12 protein-coding genes are annotated in these 12,518 nt (G+C 70.8%); 4 read left to right on the forward strand and 8 right to left on the reverse strand.

What is annotated here, in order from left to right; translation table 11 throughout:
* Window positions 1-149: 149 nt before the first annotated feature.
* Window positions 150-740 (forward strand): IS3 family transposase, encoded by a 591-nt coding sequence (locus G3I53_RS15830; RefSeq protein WP_343240628.1) that lies wholly within the window; start codon window positions 150-152, stop codon window positions 738-740.
* Window positions 737-1,069, forward strand: a complete 333-nt coding sequence (locus G3I53_RS15835; protein WP_164337841.1) for an integrase core domain-containing protein — start codon at window positions 737-739, stop codon at window positions 1,067-1,069. The genes G3I53_RS15830 and G3I53_RS15835 overlap by 4 nt, the downstream gene beginning before the upstream one ends.
* 292 nt (window positions 1,070-1,361) lie before the next feature.
* On the opposite strand, the gene G3I53_RS15840 is transcribed toward G3I53_RS15835, so the two are convergent.
* The 5 genes from G3I53_RS15840 to G3I53_RS15860 all read right to left on the reverse strand — a co-directional run bounded on the left by G3I53_RS15840 (window position 1,362) and on the right by G3I53_RS15860 (window position 6,286).
* Entirely contained in the window at window positions 1,362-2,798 is a 1,437-nt protein-coding gene (locus tag G3I53_RS15840) for an SAVED domain-containing protein (RefSeq protein ID WP_343240627.1), read from the reverse strand.
* Between the two features lie 32 nt (window positions 2,799-2,830).
* Complete coding sequence (locus G3I53_RS15845) at window positions 2,831-3,751, reverse strand: AAA family ATPase (RefSeq protein WP_164337839.1); 921 nt, start codon at window positions 3,749-3,751, stop codon at window positions 2,831-2,833.
* Window positions 3,752-3,781: 30 nt separating this feature from the next.
* Window positions 3,782-4,291 (reverse strand): hypothetical protein, encoded by a 510-nt coding sequence (locus G3I53_RS15850; RefSeq protein WP_164337838.1) that lies wholly within the window; start codon window positions 4,289-4,291, stop codon window positions 3,782-3,784.
* 2 nt (window positions 4,292-4,293) lie between these two features.
* Window positions 4,294-5,298 carry a CBASS oligonucleotide cyclase gene (locus G3I53_RS15855; protein ID WP_239063920.1) on the reverse strand — a complete coding sequence of 335 codons (1,005 nt, stop codon included), beginning with the start codon at window positions 5,296-5,298 and terminating at the stop codon, window positions 4,294-4,296.
* A gap of 451 nt (window positions 5,299-5,749) precedes the next feature.
* Window positions 5,750-6,286, reverse strand: coding sequence for a hypothetical protein (locus G3I53_RS15860; RefSeq protein ID WP_203592478.1), 537 nt, complete (start codon window positions 6,284-6,286; stop codon window positions 5,750-5,752).
* A 326-nt stretch (window positions 6,287-6,612) separates the two neighbouring features.
* On the opposite strand from G3I53_RS15860, the gene G3I53_RS15865 reads away from it, so the two are divergent.
* On the forward strand, window positions 6,613-8,337 hold the full coding sequence (locus G3I53_RS15865; protein ID WP_164337837.1) for a SpoIIE family protein phosphatase: 1,725 nt from the start codon (window positions 6,613-6,615) through the stop codon (window positions 8,335-8,337).
* Window positions 8,338-8,402: 65 nt separating this feature from the next.
* Complete coding sequence (locus G3I53_RS15870; RefSeq protein ID WP_164337836.1) at window positions 8,403-9,263, forward strand: DUF72 domain-containing protein; 861 nt, start codon at window positions 8,403-8,405, stop codon at window positions 9,261-9,263.
* Here the strand turns inward: G3I53_RS15870 and G3I53_RS15875 are convergent.
* From G3I53_RS15875 to G3I53_RS15885, 3 genes are all read right to left on the reverse strand, one after another.
* Window positions 9,253-11,193 (reverse strand): copper resistance protein CopC, encoded by a 1,941-nt coding sequence (locus G3I53_RS15875; RefSeq protein ID WP_164438466.1) that lies wholly within the window; start codon window positions 11,191-11,193, stop codon window positions 9,253-9,255. The two genes, G3I53_RS15870 and G3I53_RS15875, sit on opposite strands and share 11 nt — an antisense overlap.
* Before the next feature lie 235 nt (window positions 11,194-11,428).
* Entirely contained in the window at window positions 11,429-12,034 is a 606-nt protein-coding gene (locus tag G3I53_RS15880; protein ID WP_164333440.1) for a GNAT family N-acetyltransferase, read from the reverse strand.
* Window positions 12,027-12,518: penicillin acylase family protein (locus G3I53_RS15885; RefSeq protein WP_164438467.1), on the reverse strand; the 492-nt coding region annotated here is incomplete at its 5' end. The genes G3I53_RS15880 and G3I53_RS15885, both read right to left, overlap by 8 nt.

A 12,518-nucleotide genomic window follows, 5' to 3' on the forward strand; every position in this document is an offset into this window, starting at 1 on the left:
CGGCCGGGCACCACGACGGAGGAGTCCGTCGAGCTGAAGCGCCTGAAGAAGGAGAACGCCGAGCTGAAGCGGGCCAACGAGATCCTCAAAGCCGCAGCGTCTTTCTTCGCGGCCGAGCTCGACCGGCCACACACACGCTCGTAGCGTTCATCGACGAGCACAAGGGCCGCTTCGGCGGAGTCGAGCCGATCTGCCGGGTCCTCACCGACCACGACTGCAAGATCGCCCCGTCCACGTACTACGCCCACCACAAACGCCTGACGGCACCCTCGGCCCGCACCGTTCGGGACTCCGAACTGAAGATCTTGATCCAGGAGGCGTACGAGGCCAACTACCGTGTCTACGGCGCCCGGAAGATCTGGCGGCTCTTGAACCGCCAGGATGTCGCGGTGGCCCGCTGCACCGTCGAACGCCTCATGCGCGAGCTCGGCATCGCCGGAGCGGTCCGCGGCAAGAAGGTGATCACCACGATCCCCGACGTGAGCGCACAGCGGGCCCCGGACCTCGTGGACCGTGACTTCGTCGCCCCGGCCCCGAACCGCTGCTGGGTTGCCGACTTCACCCACGTCACCACGTTCGCCGGCGTCGTCTACGTCGCCTTCGTCGTGGACACTTTCTCCCGCCGCATCGTCTGCTGGTCCGCGGCCACTTCGAAGGAGACCCGGCTCGTCCTGGACGCCCTCGAGATGGCCCTCTGGCAACGCGACCGAGACCAACGCCCTTACAAAAAGGCGAGTTGATACATCACTCCGATGCCGGGTCGCAGTACACATCGTTCGCGCTCGCCGAGCACCTCGACCGGGCAGGCATCGCCGCATCGATCGGATCGGTCGGCGACGCCTACGACAATGCCCTGATGGAGTCCACGATCGGCCTGTTCAAAACCGAGTTGATCAAGCCCCGTCGGCCCTGGAAGACACTCTCCGAGGTCGAGCTGGCCACCGCCGAATGGGTCGACTGGTACTGCCACCGCCGACTGCACGGTGAGATCGGGCACATCCCACCCGCCGAATACGAGACCAACTACTACCGGGCAACCACGAAGCCCCAGGTCACAGTCATAACCTAGAGTCTCGATCGAACCCGGAACGGTTCACTCCTAACACCTAACACGCGCCCGCCCCTGACAAGCACGCCGACCGGGGCCTGCCCAAACCAGACCCCGGCAGGTCGCCCGCCTATATAGACGCCGTTCGGGCACGCGAGGCCGCGAAGAGGCAGCACTACCTGGGTGATGGCACGGCTGGCACGGCACCCGGACGAGCTCCCCCTGGCCACGCGACACCTGAACGGCGAGGAGAACGCCAGCTGATCTCCTCGCGAGAGCTCATCTCTCGCGTGGATGGCCTCGAAGTGTGTTGTTACGCCTGGACAGTGAAGGCCAGCTCGTACGTCCGTGCTGTGCGGACGTCCTCGTAGACAACAGTCGGTCGCAGCCGGTTCCAGCGGTGCCCGAGGAGGAGGGCGAGCCCCATTGGACCCGCGATGAAGAGGTGAATGCGCGGGGTTGTGCGGGTGGCTCGGCGAACGACGTCGCGGATGCCGATAGCCAGGGCGTTAGCGGCTGCGGAGTCGGGGATTGAGCGATCTTTTGCTCCGCCGGGCGGGGTGAGGACGAGGAGCTTGGAGACAGGCGTCTGCTGTTCGCGCAGGTACTCCACGACGTCTTCGGTAGGGTCTGTGGCCACCGCGATCGCGACGGCGAGCTCATCGCCCTGATCCAGGGAGTGCTCATGGACGGTCGGGGGTTGTGGAGCGTCATACGGGTCGCTGGTGGACCAGAGCTGACCACGTTGGAGGACAGCGAGGTCGGCGCCGGTGACCATGCGGAATGCGGTGCCGGTCAGGAAGGTGGGGGCCAAGCGGAGACTGCCGGTAATGGAGATCGCGGAGGTGCCTAGCGGGAGGCGGGCGGGGGCAGCCTCGATGTCCGCTTGAAGCTGCGCCCACGTGGCAGGGGGCAAGGGGCGACGCTTGGTGAAGTCGTCGGGTCCGTCGAAACGGTCGACCCAGTCGATGGCGTAGTCGGCGTCGTCAGCCAGCGGGTCCGGCTTGAGAGTGGCGATCGACAGGACGGCTCGAGCGGGGCCAGCCCTGAGACCGAGAGTGTCGACGGCTGCCTTGACCATGTCCTGGGTGAGAGTGCGGTGGCCTGCACGGACCTGTTTGGCGACCCAGTCGGCTCCACATGTCACCGCCTCCAGATCGTGGCGCAGGCCAGCCACGGCCTTGAGGAGCTGCAGGCGTTCCTGGACATGGATCTGGTCCCGAGCCAGGTCGAAGCGTAGGACGGAGAGAAGCTCGCGGAGTTCCTCCTCGCTCAGATCAGCTGCCTCTGCCCACTGAGTACGGGCGATACCGAGCGCTGATCGAGGCCCTTGGAGACCGGCCTTCGGCATGAGGAGCTGGCTGCGGGAGTCGCGAACGGCCACGAGCGGATCGGCCGGGTCTGGAGCTCGATTGGTGAAAAGAGCCAGGTCGGCGGGCATACCGTCTGCGGTCAGCTTCTGCCACGCCTTGGCAATCTTCTTCAGGACGGATGGGCCGCCGTTCTTACTCGGTTTGGTCAGGTACTCCTCGTTGACAGGGGTGGAGCTGTCGACCGTGTACTTGACCTGGGTGTAGGTGTGCGGTGGCGTGCGGCGGAGCAGTACGACGTCATCGAGGTTGCCAGCGCCGTCTAGTTCTACTCCGACGGAGGCGACAGGGTTCTCGGAGCGGGCTGCGTTTTCGCGCAGAAGTGCCAGGCAGCCTTCCCATGCGATGAGCCATTGGTAATGGTCACCGGTGATCCTCACGCTGGTGGGGCTGGGGGCCGGCAGAGGCTCCATTAGTGCTCCTCGGTGAAAACGGGGCTGGGCTCCAGTTGTTCGGCGAGTGCGAGGAGGTCCTCGTCACGGACAGGGTGTTCGGGGAAGGCGTGGAGGACCGCGGCCGGGACTAGGCGCTGGGTGAGGTCGGAGAAGGTGTAGCCGGGCCGGTCGGTGCTGGGGCCGGTGAGCACGACTAGTTTGTCGATTGTCTCGGGCCGAATGGCGAGACCGTCCAGGGCCTGGGCAAGGACCGCGTGGCGCTGCTGTGCGTCGGGACGGGTGAAGGTGAAGGTGGCAGCCGCGCGGCGCATGACCGCTGGGTCGAGGGCGCCGACGCGGTTGGTGCACAGCACGACGATGACGGGGATCTTGGCGCTGGCAAGGCTGTCGATTCCAGCAAGGAAGGCATCGACTCCGGCCCGGTCCTCGTGGTGCATCTGTTGCGCCTCGCGGGACTGAACGAGGGCGTCGGCCTCGTCCACGACAAGGATCAGAACCGAGTTCGCCCCACGAGGCCCCTGCGCGCGGCGCCCCTCGGCATGCAGGTGGGTGAAAGCGTCGCCGATAAGGGCAGTCATTTCGCCCACCAGGCCGCTGCCGCGGGTGGCGAGCTTGAGCCGGTAGAGGAAGACGGGCAGATCGAGCTGGTCGGCGAGATCGCAGCCGAACGACTCGGCGAGTGCGGACTTGCCGGAGCCGACGTCACCGGCGAAGACGAACAGAGGGGCGCGGTCGGCGAACAGCGTGAGCGCGGCGACGTCGCCGCCGTGGTGCCTGCTGGCCCACGCCTGCAGCAGTCGCGGGTCTGCCAGCAGGGCGGCTTCCTTCCGCAAGCGCGCCTTCATGTTGTCCAGGCCCACCAGGCGGTTGTATCGGGCTCGGCGAACAGCCTCGGGAAGTTCGATTACGGGGTGGAACAGGTCATCCTGGCTGGTCACTCGGTCTTCCTCCTGCTGTTCGAATCGAGGTCAGAAAGCGACGTAGACGTCGCGGGTGACACCAGCGCCGTTGCGGGCATAGCCCTGGCCGGCCGTGGAGGTACCCGAAAGGGCGCTTGGCGCGGCGGCTCCCTTCCGGGGAAACGGCAGGGCTTCCTTGACCTTGGTCTGCTCGGCGCCAGTGAGGGCGAAGAATTTCTGGCTGTACGTGAGGTAGCTGTAGAAGCTGTGGCCACTGACCTCTGCCGCTCGGGGCAGGCTGCCCGGCCGACCGTCCGTGAGCTGCCCGCCGAGGGTCGCCTTGTATCGCAGGCGCAGTTTCCACACGTTGCTCTCGGAATCCCGGAACCCGTAGTCGACCGTGTCCAGGTAGCCGTCGCGCAGCAGCAGAGCGACCTCCTCGACGTACTCTTCGATGTCGTCGAGGCTGGGCTTTCCGTAGTAGTTGTGGAGCAGACGAAGGTCGGCACCGACCTTCGCACCGACGTACCGGGCATCGGTGATGGTGAAGGACGCCGATCTGGCGTACGTCCCGGTCATCGTCACGCTCCTTGGAAAGACGGGCCGAACAGTTCGCGCCATGCGTCGTTCGCCTCGCCCTTGGTCGGTGCGCCAGCGGCCCATGCGACGGCTTCGAGTGCCGTGTTGGCGTGGTCGACCAGTCGCTGGCGGTCGTACTCGGTATAGCTGGAGGCAACGTTGTTGTCGGGATTGACGGGGTCCCAGACCTGGATGGGGTCCGAGGACGAGGCGACGGCATCTGCCTCGTAGTAGTCCGTGAACACGATCGGGGTCTTCAGGCCGGTGACCGCGATGTAGGCCAGGACCTGCTCGATGGCGCGCGGGTAGTCGTTCACCTGCAGCAGCTCGCCGTTCCACCCGTGCTCCCACAGGTGAGCGACCAACAGTTCGAGAAGGAAGCTCTTGCAGCGCAGGTCCGGGTCGTTCCGCTTGCCCTCACGGATCCACGCCTTGAGCAGCCGGATCAGCTCGGTGTAACCGGGCCCTGCGGCGTCCGGGTGCTTGCGCTTCTCAATGAACCTCAGGTGCAAGGTGACCGAGGTGAGCACCTTCTCGCCCTGACGGGTAATCAGATGCCCCTTGTCGTCCGACTCCCCGGTGTAGAGGACCGGCGCCACGTCAATCTTCAGGCCGGAGCCCCGCAAGGTGATGCCCACCGCGTGCTGGGAGATGACAAAGTCCTCCGCGACCTTCGTCTTCCCATACACCTCGATGCACCGGTCCCGCAGCCACTCCAGGAGACCCGCCTCGTCCACGTCGGTGTCCGCCACGCGCACGTACGCTGCGACGTCCGCGTCGGAGCCCTCGCCCCGGCGCCGCCGGATTGCCGTGTGCTTCGCCGTGCTGCCCGAGGCCCGGAGCTTGACGAGGTTGTAGTCAGAGTGGTCGGCGATGTACGCCTCCAACCGCTCCCGCAGATGCCTTACCTGCCTGCGGCGCTCTTTCGCCTCCGCGCTAGGCACGTTCACCCTATTTTCCGCGAAATCCGCCAGGATCTTGTGATCAACATGGCGTTCACCGGCCATACCGCGCACCTTTCGTCCATGCGGGGTAACCCCCGCGAATCATCTGTATCACCCGGCACTGACAAAGCAGGATGTCGCGGAAGATGATCAAGGATTCAGGGCAAGGGGGCCCATCGGTTGATAGGGGACGAGAGCACCTAAGCGCTGGCGAGACTGCTGGAGCAGCGCCGGGTGCGACGGGGATGATCTCGACTGCGGCCACGGCCCGGCCGCAGTCCTCGTACCTGCCCAAGGCCAGGCCCCCTTGCGCCTTAATACGCGAGAGCGGCCTTGCAACCTCTCTGGCCAGCGGGGAAACCCATGCTCCGATGGTTGCAGTTCTGGTTGCATTCACCCCCGTCCAGCGCCGTTCGCCGCCTACCCTCAGTCCCGCTCCGCCGCAGGTCAGGACGTTCCTGATCACTCCCGAACACCCAGGCGAACATTTGGAAAGCGTGTTGGGGGCAACCCCTCACGAGTTCGAATCTCGTATCCTCCGCCAGTGCCTCACCGGGCACGATGTCGAAGGGCCCCACCGTTCGCGGTGGGGCCCTTCGACGTTGCCGGCCACGATGCCCGTCCTGGCCTGAGGCGCGGGCCGGTCGACGCGATGGCACGGGCCGGCGCCGACCTTCCTCCACCGGCTCGTCATGACGGTGCCGAGCGCGAACGGTGCGGCCACCAGTGCCACGATCTTCACGCTCAGGGCATGCCGGTCGTCGACGGCATCCCGGCGGCAGACGACGAAGGCGGCGGCGAGACCCGACGGGAACAGGATCGGCACGGACTCGGACAGTCCGCTGCGGGTTCCTCCGACGCAGGCCGCGGCCCAGGAGCCGGCCAGTCCCACGAGGACGGTGACGAAAACCTTCCCCGCGCTGAACCACTCGTGTTCCATCAGGTCCGCGACTTCTCCGTAGGCGGCGCCGGAACGGCGTTCCCGCACGACTGCCACGGCGAAGGCACCCAGGAGCAGGGCTGCGCCACCGAGGAAGCCCCGGCGCAGCACCAGCAGTGTTCCGGGTAGTGCAGTGCTGCACGGACACTCCGATTCGGGACATCCGTCCGGGCACGCTCCATGGCCACCGCGACACCTCCGCCCCCTCACCGCACCGCGCGGGCTCCAGGCCGGGTTCACCCGTCCGGTGAGGCCCCGCACGCGTGCTCGTACCTGCCGCCCCGCGCCCCCACAGCGCGCCCGTCCGCCGCAATGAGTGACCGGTGTCGCGGCCGACAACCGGCGCATCGGGGAATACGGACAACGAAGGCGCGCACCCGGCGTGTGCGCGTGTCACCGTGCCGTGGGGACGTGCCCGCTGCCAGGAAGGCGAGGAAATGGTGGGACAGGAGAGGACGCAGGCCGAGCAGGAGCAGTCCGCGACAGTGGCCCTCCCCCACCTCGTGCCGGGGCTGGAGGCGATCGGGGCGGGGGCGTATGTGGTGGACGAGCTGGGGTGCATCGTCGCCGTCAACAGCCACGCCGAACTGCTGCTGGGCCGCCCCGCCGCCGAGCTCGTCGGGCAGGACGCCCATGATCTGCTGCACCGCGGGCCGCAGGGGCAGCCGCTGCTCACGACGCAGTGCGCCATGCGGCAGTCCTTCCACAGCGGGACCCCGGCGCAGGGCCGCGACGAGCACTTCGAGCGGGGCGACGGGTCCCTGGTGCGCGTCTCCTGGGTGCTCACGCCGTACGCGCTCGGGGACACCGGGTCCGGCACGCTCGTCGTCTTCCACCAGCCGGGCCCGGCGGAGGACGCGGACGGGGGCGGGGAGCGGAGCGCCGAGACGCTCTCCGACTTCGAGCGGCTCGCCCTGCTCGCGGAGACCACGACCCAGCTGACGTCCACCCTGGACGTCGACGAGGCGCTGCGCCGGCTGGTGGGGCTGGTGCTGCCGCGGCTGGCGGACTGGGCCGTCGTCGACCTGCTCACCGAGCGGGACGAGGTGTGGCGCACCGTCGTGGTGCAGGCCGACGGGGACGCCCTGGTGCGTCACGAGGAGCTGGAGGGGCCGATGCCCCCGGTGCCGGAGGAGTCGGTGATGCCCCTGTCGCGGGCACTGCGCGGGGTCGCCTCCGCGCTGGCCGGGGCCGAGACCTACCGGGGCACCGAGCCGGACTCCGGGATCATGGTCGAGCAGCGGCGCCTGTTCGAGACGGCCGGCATCCACTCCGCGGTCATGGCCCCGCTGCGCAGCACCCGGGCCGTCCTGGGTGCCCTCACCCTCGGCCGGGCCAAGCGGGGCGCCTTCACCGCGGCCGACCTGCCCCTGCTGGAGGACATCGCCCGCCGGGCCGGTCTCGCCCTGGACAACGCGCGTCTCTACCAGCGCCAGCGCAAGGTCGCCGAGACGATGCAGAACCACCTGCTGCCCCACCTGCCGCAGGTGCCGGGCCTCCAGCTGACCGTGCGCTACCTGCCCGCCCCGGACGCCTCCCAGGTCGGCGGCGACTGGTACGACGTGTTCAGCCTCTCGGACGGCACGACGGCGCTCGCCATCGGCGACGTCGTCGGCCACGACCTGGAGGCCGCCGCCGGCATGGCGCAGCTGCGCAACATGCTCCGCGCCTACGGCTGGTCCCAGCAGGAGCCCCCCAGCCGGGTCGTGGAGCGCCTGGACGCGGCCATCATGCCGATCACCGACGTCACCATGGCCACCCTGGTCTTCGCCCGGCTGACCGAGACCGACGACGGCCGGTGGCGGCTGACCTGGACCAACGCGGGCCATCCCCCGCCCCTCCTCGTCACCCGTGACGGCCTCGCCGAGTACCTGACGGACGGTCACGGCATCCTGCTCGGCACGGGTGTGCGCACGCCCCGCACCGACGCGACCGTGGTGCTGCCGCCGGGCAGCACGCTGCTGCTGTACACCGACGGTCTGGTGGAGGCGCCCGGTCGCACCCTCGACGAGGGCATGCACCGGCTGCGCCGGCACGCGGCCGCCCTCGCCCACCGGCCGCTGCCGTCCCTCACCGACCAGCTCCTGCGCCGTGTCCAGCCGCCCGGCCACGACGACGTCGCCCTGCTGGCGCTGCGCACCCCGGGACGCGACGGGCTGTAGCGGGCCCGGAGCCGGTGCCGTGCGGCGGGATGTCCGCCCGCGGTGATCCGGGGTAGCCGGGCCCCATGGGCGAGATTCTCGTGGGGACGTGTTCGTGGACCGACCGGGCACTGGTGGGGAGCGGGTGGTATCCGGCGGGGCGGCGCAGTGCCGAGGGGCGGTTGCGGTACTACGCGGAGCGGTTCCCGGTGGTCGAGGTCGACGCCTCGTACTACGCGCTGCCCTCGGAACGGAACAGCCGCTTATGGGTGGAACGGACGCCGGCGGGCTTCGTGTTCGACGTCAAGGCGTTCTCGCTGCTCACCGGGCATCCCACGCGCAGCGCGGTGATGCCGCCCGGGCTGCCGCCGGACGGGCGGGATCCGCGGGTGCTGGACGAGGTGTGGGCGCGGTTCGCCGAGGGGATCGCGCCGTTGCGGCGGGGCGGGCGGCTGGGCTCCGTGCTGTTCCAGTTCCCGCCGTGGGTGCGGGCGGGGGCGCGCGGTGAGGCGTTCGTCCAGGAGTGCGCGGAGCGGGCGCGGGGGTGGCCGGTGGCCGTGGAGTTCCGGCATCCGTCCTGGTGGGAGGAGGAGCGCGCGGACCGGACGTCGGCGCTGCTCACACGGTGCGGGGCGGCGGCCGTGGGCGTCGACATGGCGCAGTCGCTGCCGTCGTCGATCCCGCCGGTCGCGCCCGTCACCTCGTCCCGGCTGTCCGTGGTGCGCTTCCACGGGCGCAGCACGGCCTGGGGGAGGGGCAGCAAGGAGGACCGGTTCCGGCACGTGTACGGGGAGGACGAACTCGCCGGGTGGGTGCCGCGGTTGCGGCGGCTCGCCGGGCGGGCCGAGCAGGTGCACGTGCTGTTCAACAACTGCTGCGGGGACGCGGCCGTGCGGGCGGCGCAGGACATGCTCCGGCTGCTCGGCGGGGCGCCCGTCAGCGGGTGATCCGGATCCGCCGGGTCTCGGTCACCTGGTCCACCTCCGACACCCGCACGGTGATCTTCATGGTCCAGGTGCCCTCCAGCGGGAGGACCAGGTCGCTGGTGGCCCAGTAGCCGCCGCGGTCGGTGAGGCGTGCGTCGATGGGACCGATGTCCTTCTCCTCGAGGGTGAAGGACAGGCGCACCTCCGGGACGATCGCGAGGGCTCCGGAGGGGCCGAAGGTGACCGCCTGGACGCCGTTCTCGCCCACCCGGCCGGGGTCCAGGGTGAGCTGCACCGTGCCGTTGCCGCCGGGGACGCCGATGTCGTAGGGGACGGTGACGGCCGTGGCCGCCGGGAGTCCGGCCACCTGGGGCTCACCGGCGTCCGCCGCCTCGGCCTGCGCGCGGGCGGGGAGGGTGCTGGTCAGGACCGTGGTGACGAGCAGCACGACGACGGCCACGGCGACCTCGACGAGGACCGACAGGCGCAGGGCGCGCCGGTGCAGGTCCTCGGGGGAGTCGGGGGCGTCGGGGGCGTCGGGGGCGTCGGTGGGTGGTTCCGGGGCTTCCGCGGACTCCGGCTCGTCGTGGGTGTCCGGGGTGGGGGCGGTGGCGGGATCCCGGCTCTCCGGGTCGCCGTCCGCCGCGGTCCCGGTCGCGCGGGCGGTGTCCGCCCCGCTCGGGGACGCCGCCGCGGCCAGGGCAGGGCCGCCCGCTCCGCCCGCGGTCACGAGCTCCGGCACACGCTCGGGGACGGTCACCGCCTCCTCCGCCGGGGCCTGCGCCCGGGCCAGGCGGCCCGTCCAGCGGCGCGAGAGCCCGGCCGCCGCCAGCAGCAGGGCCACGGCGACCAGCTTCGCGGTCAGGATCTTCCCGTACGGGGTGCCGGTGAGCGCGTCCCAGGAGCCGAGGCCGCGCCAGGACTGGTAGACGCCGGTGACGGCGAGGACGACCACCGAGAGGAAGGCCAGGCGGGAGAAGCGGATGACGGTGGCGGTGGGCGGCGGGGTCGTCGCGCGGAACAGGGTGACGAGGAGGGCCACCAGGCCGCCGAGCCAGCACGCCGTCGCCAGCAGGTGCACGACGGACGACGTCATCGCCACGGGCACCTGGATCCCGGCGGAGGCGTGCTCGGCCGCCGCCCAGGTCAGGGCGAGTCCGACGGACAGGACGATGCCCACCGCGAGGTGCGCGGCGGGGGTGCGGCCGGGTTCCCGGCGCCGGGCGAGCCGGAGCAGGACGAACCCGGCCACCAGGGTGAGGGCGAGCCGGGCCAGCAGGGCGATGCCGGGGCGGCCGCTGAGCGCACGGCTGACGGCGGCGGTGTCGAGGACGCCGGACGGCGGCGCCGCCGACTCGAACGGCGCGCGCAGGACCAGCAGCACCAGGGTGGAGACGAGGAGGGTCCACCAGCCGGTGAGCAGCGGCAGCCGCAGCGGCACGGTGTCCGTCGGACGGCACAGGGCCACGAACGCCGCCGCGCCGACGAGCAGGACGGCGGCGACGTACGCGAGGTAGCGGGCGGTGTTGTAGAGGCTGGCGGTGACCGGGTGCTCGCCCGGGTCCGTGGGGGCCGCGGGCGGGGTGGGCGAGGGCTCGCCGATGGAGAAGGTGAAGGCGCCGGAGGCCGGGTGGCTGTCGGCGGAGATCACCCGCCAGGCGATCGTGTACGTGCCGTCGGCCAGCTTGTCCGGCAGGTCGACCAGGGCGGTGTCGGACCTGCCGTCCGCGTGCCGGGGTTCCTCGACGTGCACGCGGCGGTTGTCGGGCCCGTAGACGCGGAAGGAGTCGTCCATCAGGGCGACGGACTCCGTGAAGGTCAGGGTGACCTGGTCGGGCACCGTTTCGACGACGCTGCCGTCCTCCGGGTCGGAGCCGCGCAGGGCGGCGTGTGCGCCGGCCGGGGAGGCGCTGCCGAGGAGGAGCAGGATGAGGGCGCCTCCCAGCAGCATCAGCGCCCTCAGCCGCCGGGGGCCGGAGCCTCCCGCCCGGACACCGGGAACGGTCCGGTCCCTCCCGCCGCCCACCGACTCACTGCGCCGTCGCTCCACGTCGTACCGCCTCCCGGCCTTCCGGCTCCGGAGTAGGTACGGATGGCGGGCCCGGTCTGCTCACCGGGCTCCCGCACCGCCGTCCCGCTCGGGGCCGGCCTCGGGACGAAAGAGGGGGCCGACGCGTTGGCCGGGGTCACCGGCCGAGGGCCGCCTCGCGCGTGAGGAAGGCCAGTCGGGCCTTCTTCTCCGGCAGGTACACGTCGGGCAGGTCGACCTCCGGGAGGACGACCGTCGGTCCCTGCACGAACCCCTCCCTGCGGAAACGGGCGATCGCCTTGGTGTTGGCCACGTCCGGGTCGACCACCACCCGGGTGCGGCCGAGCCCCTCCAGCACGTACCCGGCGACGGCGCTGAGCAGGGCGGCGGTCCAGCCGTGGGTGCCCGGTCCGTCGGCGGGGGCGAGCAGCAGGTGGACGCCGATGTCGCCGGGTGCTACGGGATAGCACTCGCCGACCCGGTCGGCGCCGGGTTCGTAGGTCTGCAGCAGGGCGGCCGGGACGCCGTCCTTGAGGACGAGGTACGCGTGGTGGGTGTCGAGGGTGTCCATGTGGGCGTAGATCCCGGCGACCTGGTCCTCGGTGAAGCCGTTCATGCCCCAGAAGGAGGCGCGTTCCCCGCTCACCCAGCGGTGCAGCAGCGGCGCGTCGGCGGCCGGGTCCAGCGGCAGGATCCGGACCGGGCCGAAGCCCTCGACGGCCTGCTCGTGGACGGCCGGGCGGGCGGCGTACGGGTCAGACATCGGTCTCCTTGTGCATCCGGGCCCAGTCGGTGACGACCGGGACGAGGTCTCCGGCGGCCCAGAGGGGCTGCTGGTCGCGGTGGTGGGGTGAGCCGGGGACGCCGGACGCGCCGAGCGGCACCACCCAGCGGCTGTCCTCGCGGCGGGCCAGGTCCCAGATGTAGCGGGCGGCCGGCCCGCGCGCGGCGAGGTCGGTGAGACCGGGCACCGGGGAGGTGCACAGGACGCAGTCGTGGTCGCCGGACAGTCCGGGCTCGTCGGCGGGCTGCTCGGGCGGCAGCGCCCGCCAGGGGGCGAGGCGGTGGGTGTCGCCCCAGGTGCCGGCGGGCGGCCGGGCGGCCACCTCCTCCAGTGCGGCGCGGGCGGCGGCCGGACGGTCGATCCCGAACAGGTCGTCGGCGGCCAGGAGATGTTCCAGGGCGTGGCCGACGCGCGGCACCAGGGCGAGCCAGGGCAGGTACACCTCCGGGTAGGCGGGCGGCGT

This window comes from Streptomyces sp. SID14436 (assembly GCF_010548465.1).
Taxonomy (GTDB): domain Bacteria; phylum Actinomycetota; class Actinomycetes; order Streptomycetales; family Streptomycetaceae; genus Streptomyces.

Bases quoted from the DNA above. Each gene is read 5' to 3' on its own strand.
- G3I53_RS15875 (WP_164438466.1), bottom strand. From the start codon at position 11,193: ATGCTGCTGGGAGGCGCCCTCATCCTGCTCCTCCTCGGCAGCGCCTCC.
- G3I53_RS15880 (WP_164333440.1), bottom strand. From the start codon at position 12,034: ATGTCTGACCCGTACGCCGCCCGCCCGGCCGTCCACGAGCAGGCCGTC.
- G3I53_RS15870 (WP_164337836.1), top strand. From the start codon at position 8,403: ATGGGCGAGATTCTCGTGGGGACGTGTTCGTGGACCGACCGGGCACTG.
- G3I53_RS15865 (WP_164337837.1), top strand. From the start codon at position 6,613: ATGGTGGGACAGGAGAGGACGCAGGCCGAGCAGGAGCAGTCCGCGACA.
- G3I53_RS15855 (WP_239063920.1), bottom strand. From the start codon at position 5,298: ATGGCCGGTGAACGCCATGTTGATCACAAGATCCTGGCGGATTTCGCG.
- G3I53_RS15850 (WP_164337838.1), bottom strand. From the start codon at position 4,291: ATGACCGGGACGTACGCCAGATCGGCGTCCTTCACCATCACCGATGCC.